This window comes from Flavobacterium plurextorum, from assembly GCF_024638035.1.
In the GTDB taxonomy this organism is placed as follows: Bacteria; Bacteroidota; Bacteroidia; order Flavobacteriales; family Flavobacteriaceae; genus Flavobacterium; species Flavobacterium plurextorum.
On sequence record NZ_CP100442.1, the window covers coordinates 4,403,473 to 4,428,756 of the forward strand.

A 25,284-nucleotide genomic window follows, 5' to 3' on the forward strand; every position below is an offset into this window, starting at 1 on the left:
TATGAAATCAAAATCGAGAACTGTTTTATCCTCTGGCTTGTTAGCAGGAACTTTAGATATTCTGGCTGCAATTTTAATCTACGCTGTTCTATTACACAAAACAACGGCCGAAAAAATTTTACAATCAATTGCCAGCGGTATTTTTAAACAGGAAGCTTACATTGGCGGATCTCAAATGGCAGTATACGGTTTGCTTCTTCACTATTTTATTGCCTTTACTTTTGCTTATTTTTTCTTTAAAATATATCCTTATTTTCCTTTTCTGCAAAAAAACACCGTATTTTCTGGTGTCTTATATGGTTTATTTGTTTGGATAGTTATGAATCTTATCGTGCTTCCAATCACATTTCCTAAACTTCCATCCAAACATTTTGACTTTCCATTACTGCTTTCCATATTAATTTTGATATTCTGTGTTGGTATTCCGATAGCATTTATAACCAAAAAACATTATACCTATCGTTAGTTTTTCAAATTCTAAAATTTAAAACTACAAAACTGACTATCAAAAACTTACATTAAAAAAGAATTATCAAAATTTTAGCTTTTCATTTCAAAAAAGAATCATACTTTTATTAAAAGTAAAAATAGTTTGTTTAAGAATCTAAAATATAATGTTCTATTGATCGAAAAAATCAACAGAAAATTTCTATTTAATTCCCAATTTACTTTCACCAATTCAATTGTAATATTTAAAGAAAAAATATAGACTTGATCTTTAATTTTAAAAAGATTGTTTGAAAAACATTCAAACCTCTATTAGCTTAAAACCTAATTTTAATTATAAAATTGATCCTCTATTTTTTCTTATCGTTATTTCTATTGACTCACTCTTGATAGATCAAGCGGCAACAAAAACAAAAACTAAGTCTAATAAGCCTGCATTGCATTATTTGAGCAAAATGCTCTTTCGAAATTAATTTCGAAACTAACAACACCAATTACTAAACCTCTAGAATGCTTCGTGAAAAACACGTATGCAGACTATGTTATTTTCTGGATTAGGAAGTTTTTTTACAACCTCCTAAAATATCTGCCTACAATAAAATTACAATGGATTTACTAATCCTAAATGACTTATTAATTGAATTTTAAACAGAACTCCCATGAAGACGATATCAAATAAATCAAAAATAGTTTTTCTCTCGACTTTTCCACCCACGCAATGCGGAATCGCAACTTATACTCAAGATACTATTAAAGGCATTACAGATGTTTTTGGCAAATCGATCAGCTGTGAAATTTGCGAACTGGTCGATAAACCCAACACAAATCCGGCACAAGCTTTTACCTTAAACACAAAAAATAAAGATGATTATGCTAAAGCTGCCAGCGAAATCAATAAAGATGAAAAAATAAAATTAGTTCATATTCAACATGAATTTGGATTATTCGGCGGTCAATACGGAGACCATTTACTAGATTTTTTAAATGTAATTAAGAAACCCGTAACCTTTACTTTTCACAGTGTTATTCCAAATCCGAATAACGAATTACGAACTTTTGTAAAATTACTTTTAAGCTACAGCAAATCCGTTTTTGTAATGACAAATCAGTCTAAAGAAATCCTGATTAAAGAATATGACATTTCAGAAGATGTGATTACAACTGTACCACACGGCACTCATATTGTAATTTATGAAACTCCCTATCAAGCCAAAGCAAAATATGATATTCAAGACAGATTAGTATTATCTACTTTTGGATTACTTGGTGAAGGAAAAAATATTGAAACAGGTTTACAGGCTTTGGCAAAAATCATTAAAAAAGAGCCAAATGTACTTTACTTGATAATTGGAAAAACGCATCCAAATTTAATTAAACATGGTGTTGATGAATACCGAAATAAACTTGAAGCGCTTGTTGAAGATTTGAACTTAAAAGATAATGTTCGTTTTATAAATAAGTATTTAGATACAGATGAACTTTTAGATTATTTAAAAGCTACCGATATTTATTTGTTTACTTCAAAAGATCCAAACCAAGCAGTAAGCGGCACTTTTTCGTATGCAATGAGCTGTGCCTGCCCAATGGTAGCTTCAAAAATTCCGCATACGAGAGAAGTTCTAACTTCAGATTGCGGTGTTCTAGTTGATATTGGTAATGTCGATCAGTTTGCAGAATCGACACTTAAATTAATCTCTGATGAAAATCTAAGACATGAAATGGGAATTAATGCTTTTAGAAAAACGAGAGCTTCCTCTTGGGAGAATACGGCAATAATTCACATAAAAACGTATAAAAAACTACTTGAAAAACCAGACGAAATTAAGTACCGATATCCTAAAATACAATTACGTCACATTAAAAAATTAACAACAGATCTTGGTATTATTCAGTTCAGCAAAATTTCTATTCCAGATCTAGAATCCGGTTATACATTAGATGATAATGCTCGCGCATTGATTGCATTTTGCATGCACTATAAATTAACGAAGGATAAAGACGATCTTCCGTACATTTTGATTTATTTGGATTTTATAGAAAGATGTCAAAAGCCAAAAGGAAATTTCATTAATTATGTCGATCAGGATTACCGCGATCATATGGAACAAAATGCCGAAGTTAATTTAGAAGATTCAAACGCAAGAGCGATCTGGGCTTTAGGAACGGTAACTTCTATTTCTGATATTCTTCCAGAACCGATTTCAAGAAAAGCATCGAAATGTTTATTGAATTCTTTAAAATGGGCCGAAACTATTCAATCGCCACGTTCAATTGGATTTGCTACAAAAGGTTTGTATCTCTATTATTCTGTAATTCCGAACCTATATATGGCGGCAATTATAAATAAATTGAATGCAAAACTGCTTGTTAATTATGAAAACACCGCCACCGAAGATTGGCAATGGTTTGAGAATTACTTAACTTATGCAAATGGTATTCTGCCAGAATCGATGTTGTATGCTTATTTAGTAACTAATAAACCTGTATATAAAAAAGCAGCTTTAGATTCATTAGATTTTTTAATTTCTAAAACATTTATAGATGACAGTTTTAAACCCATTTCTAATCAAAACTGGTATCAAAAAGGCACAAAACCAGAACAATTTGGAGAACAGCCTATTGACGTTTCGTACACCATTCAAACTTTAAATGCATTTTACAATACGTTTAAAATTCCAGAATATAAACATAAAATGAAAACAGCTTTTAACTGGTTTTTAGGTAAAAATCACTTAAATCAAATTATGTATAATCCCGTAAGCGGCGGCGGTTATGACGGACTCGAAAAAGAAAATGTAAACTTAAATCAAGGCGCAGAATCTACGATATGCTATTTAACAGCAAGATTATTAATGGAAAATTTTGCTCAATCGCAATCTAAAGTAATTCCGCTGCTAAAATCCCGAACTGGATTTGCAATAAACTCTTAGCAACACTGACCAAAGTTTTATTAAACCCTTAAAATCCCTTTCTTAATGAAAGGGATTTTTTGTTATATCACATTCAGCATCAGTTTACTTTAATCTACTCACAATGAAAATTATATAAACTTCAAGAAGAGTTGTGTAAATAATTTTAACAACTATCAGGGTAACTTTCCTAAATAATTACAAAAGCAGAAAAAACTGTTAAAATATTGATTTGAAATACAAAAGCAACTTTAAAACAAAACATTTTGATTCTGAGCTTAAAAAATACATTTACAGAAATTGGAGAGGCAGCTTTGTTTGCAAAGAAGTTTTTTAAAGAGGTAATAATTCCTCCTTATGAGGCAAAAGAGTTCTTGAAACAATGTTATGTTATTGGCTATAAATCATTGCCTTTAGTAGCGATTACAGGCTTTATTATGGGTTTAGTACTCACTTTGCAATCTCGTCCTACATTAGTAAAATTTGGAGCCGAAAGCTGGCTTCCGGGAATGGTGGCTCTTTCCTTAATTAGAGAAATTGCACCTGTTATTACTGCTTTGATTTGCGCAGGAAAAATTTCGTCTGGAATTGGTGCCGAATTAGGTTCTATGAAAGTTACAGAACAAATTGATGCTATGGAAGTTTCGGCTATTAATCCGTACAACTATTTAGTCGTAACTAGAATTCTAGCGTGCACTTTAATGGTGCCTGTATTAGTGTTTTTTGCTGATGCTGTTGGAATTATTGGCGGTTATGTTGGAATAAACATTCACGGCGATGTCAATTTTTATAGATACTTAACACAGATTATTCAGTCTCTGGAATTTTTAGATTTGATTCCTGCCACGATTAAAACTTTCTTCTTTGGCTTTTTTATTGGAATGATTGGATGTTTTAAAGGATTTAATGCCGCAAACGGAACGGAAAGCGTGGGAAAAGCTGCAAATTCAGCAGTTGTAACAGCTTCCTTAACCATATTTATTATTGATATGCTCGCAGTACAGATAACTGATTTATTTTTTTAAGATGATTAAAGAAAAAGAAAATATAGAACCGCAATCAAAAACTAAAAAGCAAGATGTAATAATCGCTATTAAGGATTTACATAAAACTTTTGGCGAAGATAACGAAGTCTTAAAAGGCATCAATCTGAACTTACATAAAGGTGAAGATTTGGTGATTTTAGGACGTTCTGGTTCAGGAAAATCGGTAACTATAAAATGTATCGTTGGATTGATCGCCCCAGACAAAGGCGAAATAACCGTTTTTGATGAAAATATACTAGAACTCAAAAAAAACGAACTTAACAAAATAAGAACACGAATTGGTTTTCTGTTTCAAAGCGGTGCATTGTATGATTCGATGTCGGTACGGGAAAATCTTGTTTTTACGTTGAGCAAACATAAAAAAGATTTATCCTCAGAAGAGATTGAAAATGAAGTTATGGAAGCGCTGGAAAATGTAGGTTTAAGTGACGCTGTAGATAAAATGCCGTCTGAACTTTCTGGCGGAATGAGAAAAAGAATTGGTTTAGCAAGAACATTGATTTTAAAACCCGAAATCATATTATACGATGAGCCTACAACTGGATTAGATACAATTACTTCTAGAGAAATCAGTGAATTGATTCTTGACATTAAAAAGAAACAAAAAACATCGGCAATAATAATTACGCACGATATGGCTTGTGCAAAAATGACGGCAGATCGAATTATAGTACTAAAAGATGGAGTAATTCATGCCGAAGGAACGTATGACGAATTAGAAAAAGACGAAGACAAATGGGTTCGTTCCTTTTTTAAATAAAAAAAACTTTAGAAATCATGGAAAAGCAATCTGGATATACTTGGAAATTAGGAATGTTTGTAACAATTGGTTTGTTACTTTTTATAACCGCAATTTATTTTATTGGAAAACAAAAAAATCTATTTGGTTCAACATTTCACCTTACATCAAAATTTAAAACTGTCAGCGGTTTAGAAGTTGGAAACAACGTACGCTTTTCCGGTATTAACATTGGTACGGTTGAGGAAATCAGATTAATTAATGATTCCTCGGTTGTTGTGTCAATGGTTATAAAAGATGAAGTACGAGAATTTATAAAAACAGATGCTCGTGCCGGTATTGGTTCTGATGGATTAATGGGCGACAAAGTACTCACTATTTCTCCTGGAACTAAATCACAAAAAATTATTGAAGACAATGGTGCAATAGCTTCTATTGACGGAATAGAAATGAACGACATTATGAAAAGCGTTAAAAAAAGTGTCGATAATGTAGGCGTTATTTCTGAAGAGTTAGCCATTTTTAGTCACAGCATGAATAACGGAAATGGTGCTTTGGCAAGATTAGTACGCGATGATAAAATGGCAAACAGTGTTTCAAATACGCTCTCTAATCTAGAAACAGGAACAAAAGGTTTTAGCGATAATATGGAGGCGGCAAAAAGTAATTTCTTGTTTAGAGGTTACTTCAAGAAAAAAGAGAAGGAAAAAGAGAAGGAAAAGGAGAAAAAGCAAGAACAAAAACAAGAGAAAGCAACGAAAGCTAAAGAAGAAAAACAGGAAAAACAGGAAAAACAAAAAGAAGAAAATGCTAAGAAAGAGTCTTAAAAAAACTCGATTCAAACCGCAAAACAATAAATCTAAAAAATGAAATTACGCTCTACAGAAACTTTCTGGCCTTTAAAAAATGCCATGAATATTAGTTATCCTTCTATCAGTTCTGATATCAACACTGAGATTCTTATCATTGGAAGCGGAATAACTGGAGCTTTAATGGCATATAAATTAATTTCTGAGGGAAAAAAAATAGTCCTTGCAGATCGTCGTGATGTTTGCAACGGAAGTACGGCAGCAAGTACTGCTTTACTTCAATATGAAGTTGATGTGCCGTTGCATGAATTAATAAAACTTAGAGGTGAAAAATGCGCTGTAGACAGTTACAACAATGGAAAAAAAGCAATCTTTGATCTTCGAACAATAATTGACACTATAAAAAGTGACTGTGGTTTTGAATTTAAAAAGAGTATTTATTTTACCTCATTCAAAAAAGATATTCCATTTTTAAAAAACGAATTTAAAGTCCGTAAACAATTAGGTTTTGATGTGAGCTGGCTCAACAAACAGGATTTAGAAAAAATAGGATTAAATGCTCTTGCGGCTATAGAATCAAAAACAGCAGCGGTTATTGATCCGTTTAAATTAGCGGGTGATTTACTTTTTTACTGTCAGCAAAATGGTATGCAGATTTTTGACAGAACCAATATTACCAATATACATTCTCAAAAAGGAAAATGTATTGCACAAACAGATAGTAAATGCACCATTACCGCAGATCACGTTATACATTGTACGGGTTACGAAAGCACTGAAACAATAAACGAGAAAATAGTCGACTTAAAAAGCACATTTGCAATTGCATCTGAATCTATGCCCGAAATACCGATTGGTTTAAAAAATGCTGTGATGTGGGACACTTCGTCTCCATATTTTTATTATCGCGCTACTTCAGACAACCGAATTATTATGGGTGGAGGTGACGAAGAATTTAAAGATCCTAAAAAAAGAGATAATCTGCTTCCTAAAAAAGAATTGTTTTTGCTAAAACAATTTCAAAAAAGGTTCCCGAATTCTGACTTTAAACTAGATTATTCCTGGGCAGGAACTTTTGGAGAAACGAAAGACGGTCTGCCGTATTTTGGGAAACCAGATCCGAAAAAAAACGAGCATTATGTTTTAGGCTTCGGAGGAAACGGAATTACTTTCAGCGTGATGGGAATGAATTCTGTTTTAGACTCAATCAATAACAAAAAAAATCAGGATTTAGAGTATTATCGATTTGGACGTTGAGGAAGGTTCTTAGAAACTAAGATGCTAAGGTTCTGAGCTTTTTTTTCTTAGAATCTTAGCTCCTTAGAACCTTATTTTACTATTTTTATAAAATGAAAAGTTTTTCTTTCGCTCCCATCAGCTCAGTAAATTCTACTATATTAATTTTAGGTACAATGCCTGGAACAAAATCATTAGAACTCAATCAATACTATGGACATAATCAAAACAATTTTTGGAAATTCTTGTTTACCATTTTCAATGAAGATTTCAGTAATGATTATGAAACAAAAAAGGCTTTTTTACTTCAAAATAAAATTGCTTTGTGGGATGTATTACAGTATTGCGACCGAGTTGGAAGTCTAGACAGCGCTATAAAGAATGAAATCGCCAATGATTTTGAGAGCTTTCTAAAACAGCATTCCAATATAAAAACCATACTGTTTAACGGTCAAAAAGCAGCACAGTTTTTCAAGAAATATGTCAAACTTCAAAACACCTATCAGCTTATAACGCTTCCCTCAACAAGTCCTGCAAATGCAAGTAAATCACTGCAGTCAAAACTTGAACAATGGCAAATTATAGGTACGTTGTAATTTTTATATTGAAATCATATAACATTTGCTATTCAAAATATAACAAACAATAGCTGCACATAACCTAATTTTACTAGTATAAATCAAAGTCAAAATATTGACAATTTGAGACTTAATAAGACTTATAAATATATTACTAAGTAAAACTGTAAAAAGTTTATACGATAAAGGAAACATTGGTTATGTTAGTTTATTTTTGAGAAAAAAAGCTATTCTATTCTTTTAGAGTAGCTTTATTTTTTTTACTTTCATATAAACATTCTACATTATGAAAATTCAAACCTACTACAATCATATACGATTTTATACCGCACATCATTTTGTATTTTATCCGCTTGCAGTTCTGTTTTTTCTCAGCAGTTTGTACTTTGCTTTTACCTCAACAGATCCGCTAATTTGGTCATTTATAAGTATTCTTTTTGGTCTCCTTATTTTTCTTGCTTACATGCTGCGCCAGCATTACGCCCTCACTTTACAAAACCGAATTATACGCTTAGAACTTCGCTATCGCTATTTTACACTCACAGGAAAAAGGTTTGAAGAAATTGAGCATAAGTTTACCGACGATCAAATATTTGCACTTCGTTTTGCTCCAAACGACGAAGTTCTCACTTTAATCGACGATGCTCTTAAAAACAACCTCTCGGGTGATTCTATCAAAAAAGCCATCGTACATTGGCGAGCAGATTATCACAGAGTTTAAGAGTAAAAGCAGTTTCAAAATTTCGAAGTTATGGGCGTGACCCCATATAAAAAAAGCCCCAATTTACATTGCGTTCATTGGGGCTTTTTCTATATGGCGTCGGGCTATTCGCGCTGCTTCGGCAGGACTGCTGCTATCCCTCACGCGGACTGCTTTTAACAAAACTTTCAAATTATACAACTGATAATCAAATAATAAGCTCCTAAAATTAAAATGAATGATTTTTTTTGTTAACTTTAATTGTTAAAAATTCATCAATAAATTTAAAGATAAACCTCATGAAAAGATTATTTTATTTTTTGATAATTCCGTTCTCGTATCTTTCATCTAATGCACAAATTGTGGCAGATGCATCAACAAAAGACACCTTAACTGCAGTACAAGACAACTTCGACTACCTGCAAGATTCTCCAGATGATTTACCTTGGCATGCAAGAAGATTTAAAGTAACTGCAGGAGCTTTTTTTCCAGTAAATAATACACAAATTGAAGTAGGTACTAACAATGGTAATCGAGCTACGGAAATAGATTTAGAAGATGATTTAGGTTTCTCTAAATCAAGTTCTTCCTTTATGGGAACTTTTGATTGGCGTATTTCAAGACGATCAAGATTAGGATTTGAATTTTTTTCGCTTAACAGAAGTTCTTCAAAAACCCTGCAAAAAGACATTAATTTTGGTGATCATACCTAATAATGTAAATTCTAGAGTATCAGCCAATTTCGACGTACAAATTGCTCGTATAGCTTACGGATATGCATTTTTATCTAAACCAAAGTATGAAGCTGGTCTGCTGATTGGTGCTCACGTACTTTTTGCCGATTTAGGTTTACGTTTAGATGCCAACCAAGCCAGTCTTGAATACCACGACAGTTTCAATTTTACAGCGCCTTTACCTGACATTGGAATATGGGCAGAATTTGTACTCGGAAAACGTTTTGGTTTGTATGTAAATGCCAATTACTTGGCAGTAAAAATCGATAATATCGATGGCCGAATTGTCAGCTATAATTTATCACTTTTATATAACGTATATCAAAATTTAAGTATTACTGCGGGATACACTGGTTTGAATTTTAAAGTTGATACAACAAGAGAACACTTAAATGGATTCTTGAAATGGGGTTATAACGGACCAACTATTGCTGCGACATATTCATTTGGTAATCACGTTAAACTTTACAAACATTAATTTTAATTTATCAAGTATAATTATTTCATCTGTTATCTTCACTCAAAATAATTGTTTAACACATAGAAACATAGCTTTTAGTGCGTAAAAAAGGATACAAAAAGAAATACCTTTCTTTCACATAAGCTTTGCGCATTTTAAATAAGTGAAACGCCTTTTTTGAGGATTTAAAATCTATGTTTCTATGTGTTAAAAATTTAATTAAAACAAAATAACAAACCCGATATCTTTTAGAGGATATCGGGTTCATTGCTCAAACTCAAACTTAATTCAAAATATACCAACTAACTTATTTATCTATTGGAGTAAATTTTATAGCTGTTCCTCCTCCAGCTGCCAATTTTATATTTAAAACGCTTTTATTATTCACTTTTTGTTTTGAAATAATTACAGGATAAGGATTCGTTTTATAATTTGCTCCTGCTCCATCTGCATAAATTTCTGCTTCGTACTCTTTTCCAGCATCCAAGAAAGACAAAGCTGTTTTAAGATCTCTGGCTTCTCTATTGGTAATGGCTCCTAAATACCAGTTTTTCTCCTCCCAATCTTTTCTTGCAATTGTTGTATACTCGCCAATTTTAGAATCTAAAACTTTTGTTTCTGACCATGTACACGGCACCTCTTTTATAAACTTAAATTCAGGTTTGCCAACATAGTTCTCAGGCAAGTCTGAAGCCATTTGCAGCGGACTGAAAATAATTACATACAATGCCAATTGATTTGCTAAAGTGGTCTGCACTCGAGCTCCAGAAGGTGTTTTATAATCAAAATTGAAATTCCCCGGCGTGTAATCAAAAGGACCAGAAAGCATTCTTGTAAATGGCAGTGTTGTTAAATGTTCCGGCGTGTTTCCGCCATCTACCGACCACGCATTATATTCCTGACCTCTGCCGCCTTCCTGCGACATAAAATTTGGATAGGTACGCTGCAATCCTGTTCCTTTTATAGGCTCATGATTGTCTATCATAATATGATATTTTGCTGCAGTTTCAATAACTTTTCTATAATGACGTGCTGCATACTGGCTGTCGTGCCATTCTTTTTTATCTAAATATTTGTTTACGTAACCTGTCTTTACAGAATTTACGCCCATTTTTTGATACAATTTAAACGCATCTTCCAATTGACTTTCATAATGTTTAGAAGCGCCTGCGGTTTCATGATGCCCTATTAAACGAACATTTTTCATGGCTGCATATTTTGTAATTTCTTCCAAATTAAAATCAGGATACGCTTTTACAAAACTAAAAGAAGATCCGTCTGCAGTCCAGTCTCCGTCCCAGCCTTCATTCCAACCTTCGACCAAAACACCATCGAAATTGTTTTTTGCTGCAAAATCTATATATTCTTTTGTGTTTTTAGTAGTCGCACCATGTTTTGGTCCTTGTCCCCAAGTATATTTTTCTAAATGCATTCCCCACCAAATTCCAATATATTTGGAAGGCGTAATCCAAGAAAGATCTTCAATTTTTGAAGGTTCATTCAAATTCAGCATGATTGTCGAAACAGCTAAGTCTCCAGGTTTCTCTCCTACAATGATTGTTCTCCAAGGCGTTTTAAAAGGTGTTTCGGCATAAACTTTTACACCATCTGCCCAAGGCACCAAATCGCTTTTGTATTGCTTATCGCCTGTTTTTAAAAGTGTCATTGAAGCAAAATCTGTCAAATTAGCTTCATGAATAGCAACGTACAATTTCTCTTTAGTTTCAAAAGTTGCAGGCGTATTAATAGTATCCGTTTTGCTCATCGGAGTTTTGCGATAAGTGCTTTCGTAATAGCTATTTTCACGATGCACAGGAATCCACCAAACATCATTATCTGATTTAAATGTAAATTGCGTAATTTCATTAGAAATCTTCACTTTACCTAAATGCGGCTGCTTCGGAAATTCGTATCTAAAACCTAAACCATCATTAAAAACTCTGAAAATAATATCAACCAAACGCTCCTTTCCATTTGATTCTTTAAGATGAACAATCAATTCATTATGATGATCTTTAACTTTTTTGAATTCACCCCAAGGCTGTTCCCAAGTTTCATCGGCTGTTTTTTCTTCAGTGGAAACTACTTCAAAACCATCTGTCATTTTTTTGATTCCTTGAAACTCAAATCCCATCAAAGAAGGTTCAATAACTGATTTTCCGTTTGAAGTAAAACTATACTGCGGCTGACCAGATTCTGTCAATTCAAAAACTAATTCATTGTTTTTCCCTGGGGAATTGATTTTGTAGGTTTTATTTGTACTGCAGGCAAAGAGCAATAGTGATGCAAAGGCGGTTAAACAGTATCTGTATTTTATGTTTTTCATTATATGATTGTATTAATTACAACTCTTACTTAATTTCGTTTATTATTTGTTTTGCTTTTGCCGGCTGCATGGAAACAAAATAATTAAATGCCTGATCGAGTTTTTTCTGAATATCGACATTTCCTTTCTTCTCAATTCGCAGATTATACATTTTGCTTATATCCGGAAAAACTGTTTCGGTATTTTTTACTCCTGCAAATGCTTTAATTTTTTCGATATAAGTGTATCCAAATTCAACCGTTGGTTCAAACATGGTTCCTTCTCCAAAGTCATTCCACGTTATCAATTGCAGGTAATTTAAGTTTGCGCTTTTGGCTAAAGAAAGTGTTTCATCGAGCGTGGCACCATTGTTATGTTCTATTGTCCATCCAATTGCCGCTCCGCCTCCACCATCTGCATAAAAATCTTTAAAACCTGGATAAGCACTGCCAATTGCAACAGAAAGTTTTGGTTTTGTATTGGTATAAAAATTGGTCAAATAAGTACTATTTTTAAACACCCAGGCATACTCGCCTGAGGCATTTTCTCCAGCTTCAACAGATTGATCCCAAAGGGTTAAAAAAGTAGGTTTTGCGGTCAAAGTATTAAAAACGTTTGTCCATTCGGAAGCTGTTTGTAATACTATTGGTCCAAAATTGAGCAATAAGGGTTTTCCGTTTATTTTTATATAATTAGCATCATCAAAATAGTTATTCTGCAGGTATGCTAAATCTGTTTTTGCGGCACTGGTAACTGAAATTGCTTTTCCGGCATCAACCACATTTTTTGTTACGCGGTCTTCATATACAATGGCGTATTCTAAACCAACTTTATCAAGCATTGCAATAAGCTGTTCCGTATTTTCTTTTACCATACGGTAATCATTAACATCGTAAGTGCCATACCAATCGATTAAAAGACCGTCGATTCCTGCATATTTCATCAATAATAAATGATTTTCGATCACATTTTTATCGCCTGAATGATAAGATCCAATAAGCGGATAATAGTACGAAGCTATTTCTCGACGATTGTTTGCTCCTATTGTATTTGGATTTTTGTTGGCCATTGTCCAGTGATAACCCCATTTTTTATCGGCACTGCTTTCATTGGTTTCAAACCATGGCATATAGTGCACGTAAATTTTAGTGCTGTTTGTTTTTTCAACTGCCGCTGGTTTTAGTACTTCTGGTTCTACTGGTTCTACTGGTTTATCTGAACTTTTATCATCGCTGCTGCAGCTTGCGGCGACTAAAATATTCATGATCCCAAAAAACAGTAATGTGATAGATCTTTTCATATTGATGTGCTGTTTGTTTTTAATAGAAATATGCTATAATTATTTCAACACATAGAAACATAGCTTTTAATACTTAAAAAAGGCGTTTCACTTTATTGCAATACACATAATCCTCTATGTGAAAGAAATGAGTTTCTTTTTGTTTACTTTATTTATAAAAAAAGCTATGTTTCTATGTGTTAAATAATATGTCTACAGTTTGCATCCTAAAATTATTTATGTTAAAAATATGTCAGCCTTCCACGACTAACCAACATGGAAGACTGACATTCAAGAACCTAATTCACAGGATAACCAGGGTTTTGTTTCAGGTTCTTATTCGTTGTTAAAACAGTGCTTGGAATTGGAAAAATAGCTCTGTATTTTTCCGTTTCACCTTTTTCCCACCATGCCAGAAAGAATGTTCCAAAGCGAATATTATCTGTTCTTCTTCTTCCTTCAAAAGTAAATTCCTTAAGCAATTCGCGATCTATAAAATGAAGATCTATAGTTGTCGGCATTTCTTCGCCCGCACGAGCTGTTATTTGCTGTATAAATGGTTTTGCTAAACCGGGATTACCTAAACGCACATAACATTCAGCTTGCATCATTAAAATTTCGGCATAACGAATCAGTACAAAATCATGATCTCGTTCCCATTGTTCGCCCGCTTTCATTTCGTATTTTCCTAAACGAACTCCTTGATTTTCTTTTGCATCAGCTACGCTTTTCACTTCTTCTGTGTAAGTAAGCGGTTCACCGTTATCCATTACAATAACCTGTCCTGTTGCTACGCTGATTTGATCGCCGGCTACCATGCATTTTTTTCTTTTGTCTGTATCAGCAAAAGCAGAATAGACGCCAGGCTGTGCACACATTCCGTTTGCACTCCAAGGAAAGTCTAATCCAGTTGCCGAAATGGTCAATTTGTGCAAGTAATGACATGACATTGAATTCATATAATTTCCTTCTGTTCCAGCTTTTTGATCGTATGGAATTGAAAAAATAATCTCTGGCGATTTTTCATTTTGTGTTGCAAAATTGGCAAAGAAATCCGGCGCTAAAGTGTATCCCGTAACTTTCTGACACATAGTAATACAATCCTGCCAGCGAGCTGTTCCTATAAAAGCTTCAGAGTTTAGATACAATCTGGCTAATAAAGAATAAGCAACATTTTTTGTAAATTTAGAATACACAACATTTGATGTTAAGTGCGGAATGGCATCTAATAATTCTTTCTCTACAAAATCATAAACTTGTTTTCTAGTAGAATTTGTTGGCAGCGATGTATCTTCAAAATTGACTACGATAGGCACATTTCCAAATAAATCTAAAAGATTGTAGTAGTAATAAGCTCTCAAAGCTTTTAACTCGGCATAAATTGGAGCTTTTGCAGTATCCGTTAATGCTGATTTATCTACTTGATAAATGATCGCATTAATCTTTGCAATTCCTGTATAGTTGTAACGCCAAGCCGAAAGAATCATTCGGTTATCAGGTTTCCAAGTATGCTTTTGTGCATCTTGATATTGCCCGCCATCATACCAGTTTGTTCCTCTTGTTGGTATCGTCGCTTCATCTGAAACGGTTTCGTTCAAGAAAAATACATATTCGCTTGTTGGAAAATTGTTTGATATATTATCTTTAAATCCTCTTAAAGAAGAATAAGCTCCGCCAACTAATGCGTCGACTTCTTTTGGAGTATTTCCAAAATTCCCGTCTTCTACTCTATCATATAAATCTTCATTTAAATCTGTACATGATATCGTAAAAAGCATGCTTACTGCTAATAATGCTGTTATTTTGACTTTCATTTTTTATATTTTTTGGTTAATTCGCTTAATTATTCAGCGTAAAATTTAGTCCAACAGAAATCGTTGTTGGTCGAGGATAATTATTGTATCTATCAATTCCAGGAGCTGCTAATCCGGTTAAATCCATTACTCCAGTTTGGTTGATTCCGTCTTGAGCATTTAAACCTATTTCTGGATCTACACCTTTGTAACCTGTAATTACAAATAGGTTTTCTCCCATTACGTACATTCTAAGTTTAGATTTTTTGAATTTTAAAGGCAGTGTATATCCAAAACTTACTGTTTGAAGTCTAAAGAATGAAGCATCTTCTATCCAATAATCAGAATATTTTGGAGCCGATGTGATTCCGCTTCCTAAAAAAGCATCAGGAACATTGAATGTTGGTAATCTATTTGGATCATTTAGCATCATATTAGTTGCATTTAATGCTTTTTGACCAAACATTCCGTATCCAGAAATTCCAAGATCAAAATTTCCGTACGTAAAGTTCATTCCAATACCTAAAGTCAAATCGGGTTGAATATTTCCTAGATATGTTTTATCAGCATCTACCAAAGCATTTTCTGCAACTATTTGCCCCGCTGCATTGTAGTATTGTATTTTTCCTGTTGAATCTAATCCTGCATTTTTGAATCCCCAGAAAGTTCCAACTGGATAACCTTCGGCAATAATTTGAGAATATTGTCCAGACATACCTGCTAATCCGTGTAACGATCCGCTGTAAATAACATCTGTTTTATAAGTAGGATTCGATAGTTTTTCGATTTTCTGCACATTATGACCAAGAGTCAAATTAGCATTCCAATTGAATTTTTCTCCTTTAACAATATCAGCATTCAAAGTAAGTTCAACTCCTTTATTAGACATTTCACCTACGTTTGCCAACATAGTTCCCACTAAATATGGAGGCTGCGGTACTTCATACGTATATAATAAATCGTCCGTGTTTTTTGAATAATATTCGAATGAACCCGAAATTCTATTAAAAAGACTAAAATCTACACCAATATTCAATTGTTTTGTTGACTCCCATTTTAAGTCAGGATTTGGGTTTTGTGTTGGCGAATACGCTAAACTCCATCTTTCTGTCGCAGGATCGTAATAACTGTCTTTTCCTACTCCTAAAATCGAAAGTGATTTGTATTCCCCAATTCCGTCTTGATTTCCGGTAACTCCATAACCTGCTCTAAGTTTAAGATTGTCTAACCATCCTTTTGTTCCGCTCATAAATTCTTCACTCGAAATTTTCCAAGCAACAGAGGCTGATGGGAAAGTTCCCCATTTATTATTTTCTCCAAAACGACTTGAACCATCTCTTCTTACTGTAGCCGTAAGCAGATATTTGCCATCATAGGAATAATTAGCACGGGCATAAAACGAAACTAAATTTGATTTTCCTTTATAGGAATACACATCGCCTAAACGGTAATTGTAACCTGCACCAAGATTGTTGTAGCTAAAAGCATCTGTTACAAAACCACTTCGCTGCGCACCAAAACCTTCATAAATATTTTCTAGGTAAGAGTATCCTGCAAGTGCACCAATAGTATGTTTGTCTATCACTTTATTGTAATTTACATACAATTCTCCTTGTGCATTTGCATACTCAGCATAAGTTTTTTGCCCATATCCTTTTTCATCTACACCTTCCATAACAGCGTAAGAGGGTTTGTAAGTACTGCCTTTTACTGCATTATGTTCGTATGAAATGTTGGCAACAGCCGTAAAATCATTTAAAAACTTAACCTCCGTTTTAAAATAACCTAACAATCTGTGTCTTTCGTTATCAGTAGTTCTATTTGTAAGTATTTCAACTGGATTTTGATAAACGTTTCCACTAACAGCTGAAAATTGTCCATTAGCATCATAAACTGGAATTGTTGGATTAAGATTGTAAGCGCGCTCAAATATTCTATAATCCATAGGATGCCATTTGTCTATATTGGCAAATAAACCAATATCAAATTTCACCTCTTTATTATCTCCAAGATATTGATAGGCATTTATATTTCCGCTTAATCTTTCTAAACCTGTTTTTTTAATAACTCCTTCATTGTTTAAATATGAAAGAGAAGTTCTAAAACCACTGTCTGCTTTTCCCGAATTAATACTTAAAGTATGTGATTGCGAAATTGCAGTTTGCTCAATTGCTTTCTGCCAATTGGTATTTCCTCCAAAATCAACAGCATCTTTATTTCCTGTTGAGCGAACATAACCTCTCCATTGATTTGCTGATAAAAGATCTAAATTATCAGTAACATAACCCACGCTCGATAAACCGCTGTAGACTACAGAAACTCCTTTTGTACCAGACTTTGTTGTAATAATAATTACTCCGTTTGCTCCTCTTGAACCGTATATGGCTGTCGCCGAAGCATCTTTAAGAACGTCTACCGTTTTAATGTCTGACGGTTGTACGATATTAATATCTACACCAGCAATTCCGTCAACTACAATTAAAGGACTGTTGCTTGCAGTTAAGGAAGTTCCGCCTCGCAAGCGTATTGTAGAACCTGCAGCTGGATCACCAGAAGGACGAATTATGTTTAATCCTGCTACTTTTCCCTGCAAAACCTGCTCTGTAGAAGAGATAGTTCCTTTTACTAAATCATCAGCTTTTACACTCGAAATAGCGCCAGTTAAATCTGATTTCTTTTGTGTTCCATATCCCACAGAAACTACCTGAACTTCGGCCAATTGATAACCGTCATTTTGAAGACGAATATCTAGTTTTGGATTAGAACTGGTAATTTGCATTTTTTGAGTTGTCGACCCTATAAATGAAATTTCAATTGAACCTCCTACGGCTACCACTAAGGTAAATTTTCCGTCAAAATCTGTTGTTGTTCCGTTTCTTGTTCCCGTTTCTATAATTGATGCAGCCGGAAGTACGTTTCCTGTATTGTCATAAACAGTACCAGATACCTGCTTTTTTTCTTGAGCAAACATTCCTGCCGAAAGAAAAAGCATGAAAATCATGAATACCAGCGATTGAGTAGTCCACATTTGATGCAGGACTCTTTTTTTATTTTTACTATTCATATGCGGTTATTTATTGTTTTTTTTATCGGTCATATGTAATTCACATATCCAATTTTGGGTTATGCTCATTTCATTAGAGTTGATGTTTTAATTTGATAGCGAATTATTTATCTAAAGTTTTCAGCGGAATTGTGGTATCTGAAATCGTTTTGTTCTTATTGTCTTTTACCAAAACATGTATTTCATTTAAATTTGGAATTCCATTTAGTTCTGAAACTAAGTTGACAAATCCTTTTATCTCTGCTGTTCCTCCTGTAAACTCACCAGAAATTATTTTACTTCCAGCTGTAATGCTGTAGATTAATTTGTTTACACCTGATTCATTATTTTTTCTCGACATTCCCAGAAAATCTTTCTGACTGATTTGTAATGGAAAAAATCCAAAAACTGGTGCCGGCGGCGGTACATAAGCTCCTGCGTATAAAACCTGATCTGGAATTGTTCCTGCCCAATCATCTTTTACCATTAAGAAAACTAAATTTTCCATAATGTAACCTTCTGGCGCGTTGTAATAATCTTTAGGAACTAAGTCCATTTTATAAAAACCATTACCCAAATCTTTTAATTTCGTTTTAGCCGCAATTTCAGGCAGCCATGATTGATATTCTTGTTTAAGATTCCAATCGTTTAAACCACTGTGCATGTGAACGCTTGTAGCTCCAGCAAATCCAGGCGCTAAATTGGCATTAAACAAAATACTTACTCCTTTATCAATAGTTGGTTTTGTCGGATAAGCTCTGATCAGCTCATTCGAAGTATAAAAAGAAGAGAAATCAGTGTAAGGCATATTTGCAACTTCACTTTGTTTTGATCCGTTTTTATTTTTTAAACGAAACCAAAATCCTGCGCTTGCTGCAATTTCTTCTGGGGTTTTAGAAAAATATTGAGTTGGAGTTAAAGTAAAACTCCAAACTTTATTACCAACATAAGTCAGTTTTGCAAAATCTGAAGAATGTTCCCAATTGTTGGCATCTGGTTCTGATGGTGACCAAATCCAAATAAACACATCTTCATTTTCTGCAAATGTGGTTGCCGAAAGATCAAAAAACCATGTAACTTTTTCATCATATTTGTATACTACCGGAAATGATGACATCGCACCTACTGATCCCGCAGCTTCTTGTGCCTTTATAAAATTAGGCGCCATCAAAAGGGCTAGTAAAATTGTATATATAAATTTTTTCATATTACTTTTTAATTAATAGCATTTAATTTAAATACGTAAGACACAAACGGAGTTCCTCCAGAGCTTCTGGTTAAAATAACTTCCATCTCTCCGTTTTTACCTGGAATCGATGATACTCTTAATTCGTCTGTTTTTTGAGTTTTTTGGGCATCACTGTATAAGTAAATTTTAACAGGATTGCCCGGATTTGTCGGCTGAAAATCTGAGCTTAGCTGCCAGTATCCTTTTGGGGCAAATAAAGGCGGAACATTACCAGTAACTTCATAACTTGTTGGTTTGTTCTTTTCATCTACGTTGAATTTGATTTTAAAATCTTCGTAGTTAAAATAAGTACTCAAGTTTTCTTCGTTTGGCTCGATCTTATTTGCTTTGGCAAAATCGTCGACCATTTTCAAGTTTGTTAATCCCCAATTACCGTCTACTTTTTCGTAAATCGTAATTGGATCAACGTAGCTTCCGTCTTCTGTAGTATCGCAGCTTATTGCAAAAAAACAGATTAGCAGAGCTAACAAGTAATAACTTTTACATCTCATAAAATTTTGGTTTTTGTTAGTTTTTTTATCCTTTAAAAAGGACAGTACGAAACTAGATGTTAAATAAATCTAAAAAAAAACATCCGCGAAAAATCAAGATTTATCTAGATTAACTTTATAGATAATCAATTGAAAATCAAATGATTACACTTACGTGTTGTTTCTAAAAATCAAGGTCATGTAAAGACACAAAACCACTTTTTTAGACACCATTTATGATAATATGAAAATTTTAAAGCAATATTTTTTTACTATACATATATTTAATCACTTTTTATTGTATAATTGCAAACAAATAGAGCGGTTTTAACATTTTTATGCCATTTTCAGGCTTATCTGATGTTTTTTCAAGAAATCTTAAGGAACTGCTTTCTATCTAAAAAACTACTAATCATCAGTTTTTAAATAGTTTTGATTTAAAACGCGTTTACGCTAACCATAAATTATCTTACCCCTAAAACCAAAACAAAACCATGCGAAAAATATTCTTTTTGTATTTTTTCATTGCGGGTTTTTCTCTAACCGCCAAAGAGACCAATCCTATTCTTGAAGAATTAGATAATGCATTGCTTAAAAAAGAGATTTACTTAAAACAGAAATATCGTAAAATTGAATCCTTAAAAAAGAATGTTTCAAAATATACTGTTAGTCAAAACAATGAACAATTGTATAATACCTACATGTCATTATTTGATGAATACAAATCATTCAAATACGACTCTGCCTATTATTATTTGGAAGAAGCAAAAATCAAGGCCAAAGTTTTAAAAGATCCCAAATATTTGGCTAAAAGCCGAATTAAAGAGGGTTTTGTACTCTTATCATCAGGGCTTTTTAAAGAAGCTATTGATACGCTGAATATTATTGATGATAAAAAACTTGATTTAAAAAATAAGTTCGAATATTATAATATAAAAGCTCGAGCATATTACGATCTCGCCGATTACAATAAAGATCAGCGTTTTAATATTCATTATGTACAACAGGGAAATCATTTTCTAAAAAAAGCTTTAGAATTAATTGGCACTAATACCAACGAATATTGGGCAGCAGAAAGTTTAAAACGATTAAAACAGCAAGACTGGCGAGGCGCTGAGTTTGCTTTTAGTTACTGGATCAACAATTACAAATTACCACCCGATTATTATGGTATTGCAACATCTAGTCTGGGCTATATTTACTCAGAAAGAGGTTATACAAAAAAAGCAATTCAATACTTGGCACTTGCCGCTATTGCCGATGTTAAAAATGCTACTAAAGAAACGGTTGCACTGCGAAATCTTGCAAACGAACTTTTTAAAATGGGCTATTTAGATAAGGCAAATGAGTATATTAATATTGCTATGGACGATGCTACTTTTTATAATGCAAGACATAGAAAAATCGAGATTTCGTCGATTTTACCTATTATAGAAAAGGCACAGTTAAATAATGTAAAAGAGAAAAATGACAAGCTGGAAAAGATCATTATTTTATTGACAATACTCACTTTGATTATTATTCTTTTTTCGATTATCATTTTCAAGCAATTAAAAGAGAAAAATAAAGCGCGAAAAATAATGGCTTCTTCGTATGCGCAGCTGCAGGAAATGAATGTGAGCTTAAGCGAAGCCAATGCTATTAAAGAAGAATATATTACGTATTTTATAAAAGCAACATCTGCCTTTATCAATAAGATCGATCACATTCAGAAAAGTACACTTCACAAAATTATTACCAAAAAGACTGATGAAGTTATTGCGAGTTTAAAACGCTACAATGTGAAGGAAGAAAGGGAAAATCTTTTTCATCAATTCGACGAGATTTTCTTGAAACTATTCCCCACTTTTGTGACCGATTTTAATCAATTGTTTCCTAATGATCATAAATGCATTGTAAAAAAGGGAGAGCTTCTAAATACTGAACTTCGCATTTTTGCTTTATATCGATTGGGTATTCAGGAAAGCAGTCAGATGGCAGAGTTTCTAGAACTTTCTGTAGCTACAATTTACACTTACAAAACCAGGATTAAAAGTAAATCAGATTTTAAAGATACTTTTGAAGAGAAAATTATGGCGATTAAGACGATATAAGTTTTTCTGTCAGGGATAAAAAAAGTTTGCCAAAGATTAAGAGGATTTAAATGATTTTTTATTTTGTAAATATTGAATTTGTAATGTGAAAAATTTGCCGCGAATTACACAAATTTTCACGAATGAATTATTTTTAAAACATGAATTCGGGAATTCAGGACAGAAATATATATATATAACTTGGTCCTCTTCCCTGCTCCATAAGAGCGGAATGTTTATAGCCATTTATAGATCTCCAGAATAAAAGCTCCAGCGGAGCGACATAAAATCGCCAAAAATTACACGAATTTTCCCCAAGCAATTTGTAAAAATTCGTGTAATTCGCGGCAAACATCTTTTACTCAGCAGTTTCTAATTGTAAAATAACATTTTGATACAATTTACTAAGCGAAAATAATTGCTCAGCAAAAATCATAATTGCCAAGGGAACAAAGAAAAATATTGTTAGATTTTCTTCATATAAAAAATAGGTTGTTATCATTAAAATGCGAGCGTATTCAAGATAATAAATCCATTTGCGCTGTTCTAAAAGTGCACCGCAGTTAATTAATGTTATAAGTATTAGTGACAAAACAAAACCTTTATCGAGTGCATTTAAACGATCAAAATAATAGGTAAAAACCGTCAGTAATAAAGTGCAGATTCCTAATTGAATATAAAGGTAATTCCGGAAACGAAGCCTTTGATTGGGATTGCTTTTATCTTGTAAAAAACGCTTTTCTAATGTTGGACGAATATCTTGATCCATATTTGCCGGACTTCCAAAAACGGCATTCCATTTTGCCTTAAAACCTTTTGAACGCTTCCATAATTCAAAAATTTCAAAGTAATAATGAAAGTGCTGCCATAGAAAACTATAACTTTTTAAAGGATGTGTCAAGCCGTATTTTGGTTTTTCTTCTTCTTCCTGAAAAGTACCAAAAAGACGATCCCAAAAGGTAAACATATCACCGTAATTTTTGTCTAAATATTTCTCGTCAGAAGCATGATGAACGCCATGAACGGATGGTGTAACAAAAACATATTCGAGCCATTTAATTTTTCCTATAAGCTGTGTATGAGTAAAAAACGAATAGGCTCCGTGCACAATTAGCATTGTGATAACCATTGAGGGATGAAAACCAATAAAAGGCAGTATACACCAAAATCCTGTTCTAACTATTGCCTGAAATGTCGTAATTCTAGCTGCTGCCGTAAAATTAAACTCTTCGCTATGATGATGTACAATATGTGCAGCCCAGAAAAAATTAACTTCGTGACCTAATCTATGATACCAATACCAAACAAAATCTGTGGCGAGAATCAAGGCAATCCAAACTAATACACCACTCGGAATATCAAATATGCGGTACTCATCATAAATTAAATAATACAGTTGATAAAAACTGCCGGCAATAAACAAATTAATCAATCGCTCCGCAATACCAATGCTTATATTAGAAACAGAACTTTCATAATTAAAAATTTCAGGTCTTTTTTTTCGTTGTGCAAGCTTGTATTCAAGAAATAAAAAAAGAAAAAAAGCCGGCATTGCAAATGCTAGAAAATTAATGTTTTTCATTTTTAAAGATTATATGAATTGATATGAAATTAAAAAAGATATTTTCACCAATAAAAAACCCTCACTGGCTTTCTATCGATGAAAATAATCTTAGTATATTTTATGTTATTGTTTTAACACATAGAAACATAGATTTTGTTATTTTAAAAAAGGCTTTTCACTTATTTAAAACACACATAAACCGCTATGCGAAAGAAATAAGTTTCTTTTTGTCTTCTTTTTGCACATAAAATATATATGCTTCTATATGTTTAATTTTGAACTATTTTAATCTTACTCGAATATAAAATTAGTTCTGTTTGAATTTTGGCGCGTCGGCTGCCACTTCTTTTACAGATTGTGTTTCGGCTACTTTTTTCAAAGCAATAATATAAGCAGCAATTCTTGGCGTTACATTATGCTTTGCAGCAATTCTAAACACCGTTTCAAATCCTTTTTCTAAAATATCTTCTAAACGCTTGTTTATTTGGTGAATTCGCCACGATTCTAGCAAGGAATTTTGAAGCCACTCAAAATAAGAAACGGTTACACCGCCGGCATTGGCAAGAATATCTGGAACTACCAAAACATTATTTTCATGCAAAATTTTATCAGCATCTGAAGAAACTGGTCCGTTTGCAGCTTCAATTATAATTTTTGCACGAATGTCATGCGCGTTTTTCTGAGTGATTACATCTTCTTTTGCAGCAGGAATCAATACATCAACATCTAAAAGCAGCAAATCCTCATGTTTAATAGCAACGGAATTTGGATAACCTTTTATTGTTTTATTGTTTAAATTGTAATACAAAATAAGCTCTGGAATATTAATTCCCTGCGGATTATAAAATGCTTCTGACACATCACTTACTGCAACAATTTTTAGCCCTTTTTCATATAAAAATAAAGCCGAATGCAAACCTACATTTCCAAAACCTTGAATTGCAACAGTTGCTCTCGCTGGTCTAATTTTTAGTTTTTGAAGTGCCAGTAAACTAATAATACTCACTCCTCTTCCAGTTGCTTCTACTCTGCCTAATGAACCTCCAGAATGCAGATGTTTTCCTGTTACAACGGCATGAATTGTTTTACCGTGAACTAATGAAAATTCATCCATTAACCAGCCCATTTCGTCTGGACCTGTTCCCATATCTGGTGCAGGAACATCTTTTTGCGGACCAAAAATATCCGATAATGCTTTTGTATAAGCTCTCGTAATACGTTCTAACTCTGTTTTAGAAAGTGTTCTTGGATCGCAAATAATACCTCCTTTTGCTCCTCCAAAAGGAATTCCAGTTACAGCAGATTTCCAAGTCATCCAGGCGGCTAATGCTTTTACTTCATCAAGGTTTACGGCATTATCATAGCGAATACCACCTTTAGACGGTCCCAAAGCTGTGTTGTGTATTACGCGGTAACCTTCAAAATTCTGCTCAGTTCCGTTATCTAATGTTATCGAAAAATTTACTACAATTTGTTTTTCAGGACGCTGCAGCTTTTGCCTGATTGATTCCTCTAACTTTAGAATATCTGCAGCTATATTAAAACGATCAATCATGGATTGAAAGGGATTCTGTTTTATAATTTCTGTACTCATAATATTTACTTTTAATTTTTATGATTTACTTAATTTGGGTTTACTAAATTGTTTTTTTTTCTGAATAAAATCAGCAGCTGATATACTTACAACACGGAACTTTTGTTGAGCAGTACGGCATCATAATATTGATATTTCTATTTGATCTCATTTTGTTTGTTTTTTACTAGTTCTAAAAAAAGCCTTTCATGGTGCATGAAAGGCTAAAAAAAAAATAACTAACAAGTACTTTCTATTAACGCCATTTCATTGCATTG

The 25,284-nt window shown here is 33.2% G+C and carries 19 protein-coding genes; 11 read left to right on the plus strand and 8 right to left on the minus strand.

Translation table 11 applies throughout. The features are described 5' to 3' along the window. Position 1 precedes the first annotated feature (1 nt). From NLG42_RS19170 to NLG42_RS19215, 10 genes are all read left to right on the plus strand, one after another. Positions 2 to 466 (plus strand): DUF1440 domain-containing protein, encoded by a 465-nt coding sequence (locus NLG42_RS19170; RefSeq protein ID WP_257681941.1) that lies wholly within the window; start codon positions 2 to 4, stop codon positions 464 to 466. 640 nt (positions 467 to 1,106) lie between these two features. Further along, positions 1,107 to 3,377 carry a glycosyltransferase gene (locus NLG42_RS19175; protein ID WP_257681942.1) on the plus strand — a complete coding sequence of 757 codons (2,271 nt, stop codon included), beginning with the start codon at positions 1,107 to 1,109 and terminating at the stop codon, positions 3,375 to 3,377. A 245-nt stretch (positions 3,378 to 3,622) separates the two neighbouring features. Continuing rightward, a complete protein-coding gene (locus NLG42_RS19180; protein ID WP_089058528.1) occupies positions 3,623 to 4,381 on the plus strand; it encodes an MlaE family ABC transporter permease in 759 nt (252 codons plus the stop codon). A gap of 1 nt (position 4,382) precedes the next feature. Continuing rightward, entirely contained in the window at positions 4,383 to 5,162 is a 780-nt protein-coding gene (locus tag NLG42_RS19185; RefSeq protein WP_257681943.1) for an ABC transporter ATP-binding protein, read from the plus strand. Between the two features lie 17 nt (positions 5,163 to 5,179). Further along, complete coding sequence (locus tag NLG42_RS19190) at positions 5,180 to 5,968, plus strand: MlaD family protein (RefSeq protein WP_257681944.1); 789 nt, start codon at positions 5,180 to 5,182, stop codon at positions 5,966 to 5,968. A 39-nt stretch (positions 5,969 to 6,007) separates the two neighbouring features. Then, positions 6,008 to 7,207 (plus strand): NAD(P)/FAD-dependent oxidoreductase, encoded by a 1,200-nt coding sequence (locus NLG42_RS19195; protein WP_257681945.1) that lies wholly within the window; start codon positions 6,008 to 6,010, stop codon positions 7,205 to 7,207. A gap of 92 nt (positions 7,208 to 7,299) precedes the next feature. After that, positions 7,300 to 7,782 (plus strand): DNA-deoxyinosine glycosylase, encoded by a 483-nt coding sequence (locus NLG42_RS19200; RefSeq protein ID WP_257681946.1) that lies wholly within the window; start codon positions 7,300 to 7,302, stop codon positions 7,780 to 7,782. Between the two features lie 268 nt (positions 7,783 to 8,050). Beyond that, positions 8,051 to 8,485, plus strand: a complete 435-nt coding sequence (locus tag NLG42_RS19205) for a DUF6526 family protein (protein WP_257681947.1) — start codon at positions 8,051 to 8,053, stop codon at positions 8,483 to 8,485. Positions 8,486 to 8,763: 278 nt separating this feature from the next. Further along, positions 8,764 to 9,177 (plus strand): hypothetical protein, encoded by a 414-nt coding sequence (locus NLG42_RS19210; RefSeq protein ID WP_257681948.1) that lies wholly within the window; start codon positions 8,764 to 8,766, stop codon positions 9,175 to 9,177. After that, positions 9,161 to 9,676, plus strand: a complete 516-nt coding sequence (locus NLG42_RS19215; protein WP_257681949.1) for a hypothetical protein — start codon at positions 9,161 to 9,163, stop codon at positions 9,674 to 9,676. The genes NLG42_RS19210 and NLG42_RS19215 overlap by 17 nt, the downstream gene beginning before the upstream one ends. 289 nt (positions 9,677 to 9,965) lie before the next feature. Here NLG42_RS19215 and NLG42_RS19220 read toward each other — a convergent pair whose 3' ends face one another. From NLG42_RS19220 to NLG42_RS19245, 6 genes are all read right to left on the minus strand, one after another. Continuing rightward, positions 9,966 to 11,984, minus strand: a complete 2,019-nt coding sequence (locus NLG42_RS19220) for a glycoside hydrolase family 97 protein (RefSeq protein ID WP_257681950.1) — start codon at positions 11,982 to 11,984, stop codon at positions 9,966 to 9,968. Positions 11,985 to 12,009: 25 nt separating this feature from the next. Then, on the minus strand, positions 12,010 to 13,263 hold the full coding sequence (locus NLG42_RS19225; RefSeq protein ID WP_257681951.1) for a glycoside hydrolase family 99 protein: 1,254 nt from the start codon (positions 13,261 to 13,263) through the stop codon (positions 12,010 to 12,012). Positions 13,264 to 13,541: 278 nt separating this feature from the next. Beyond that, entirely contained in the window at positions 13,542 to 15,056 is a 1,515-nt protein-coding gene (locus tag NLG42_RS19230) for a RagB/SusD family nutrient uptake outer membrane protein (protein ID WP_257681952.1), read from the minus strand. A 25-nt stretch (positions 15,057 to 15,081) separates the two neighbouring features. Continuing rightward, on the minus strand, positions 15,082 to 18,099 hold the full coding sequence (locus tag NLG42_RS19235) for a SusC/RagA family TonB-linked outer membrane protein (protein ID WP_257681953.1): 3,018 nt from the start codon (positions 18,097 to 18,099) through the stop codon (positions 15,082 to 15,084). A gap of 103 nt (positions 18,100 to 18,202) precedes the next feature. Further along, positions 18,203 to 19,285 (minus strand): hypothetical protein, encoded by a 1,083-nt coding sequence (locus NLG42_RS19240; protein ID WP_089058518.1) that lies wholly within the window; start codon positions 19,283 to 19,285, stop codon positions 18,203 to 18,205. An 8-nt stretch (positions 19,286 to 19,293) separates the two neighbouring features. After that, entirely contained in the window at positions 19,294 to 19,818 is a 525-nt protein-coding gene (locus NLG42_RS19245; RefSeq protein WP_089058517.1) for a DUF5004 domain-containing protein, read from the minus strand. A gap of 473 nt (positions 19,819 to 20,291) precedes the next feature. Here NLG42_RS19245 and NLG42_RS19250 point away from each other — a divergent pair, with 473 nt between their 5' ends. Next, a complete protein-coding gene (locus NLG42_RS19250) occupies positions 20,292 to 21,890 on the plus strand; it encodes a DUF6377 domain-containing protein (protein ID WP_257681954.1) in 1,599 nt (532 codons plus the stop codon). 337 nt (positions 21,891 to 22,227) lie between these two features. Here NLG42_RS19250 and NLG42_RS19255 read toward each other — a convergent pair whose 3' ends face one another. Both NLG42_RS19255 and NLG42_RS19260 read right to left on the minus strand, forming a co-directional pair. Next, on the minus strand, positions 22,228 to 23,451 hold the full coding sequence (locus NLG42_RS19255; protein ID WP_257681955.1) for a sterol desaturase family protein: 1,224 nt from the start codon (positions 23,449 to 23,451) through the stop codon (positions 22,228 to 22,230). 289 nt (positions 23,452 to 23,740) lie between these two features. After that, positions 23,741 to 25,027, minus strand: coding sequence for a Glu/Leu/Phe/Val family dehydrogenase (locus NLG42_RS19260; RefSeq protein WP_257681956.1), 1,287 nt, complete (start codon positions 25,025 to 25,027; stop codon positions 23,741 to 23,743). Positions 25,028 to 25,284: the final 257 nt, after the last annotated feature.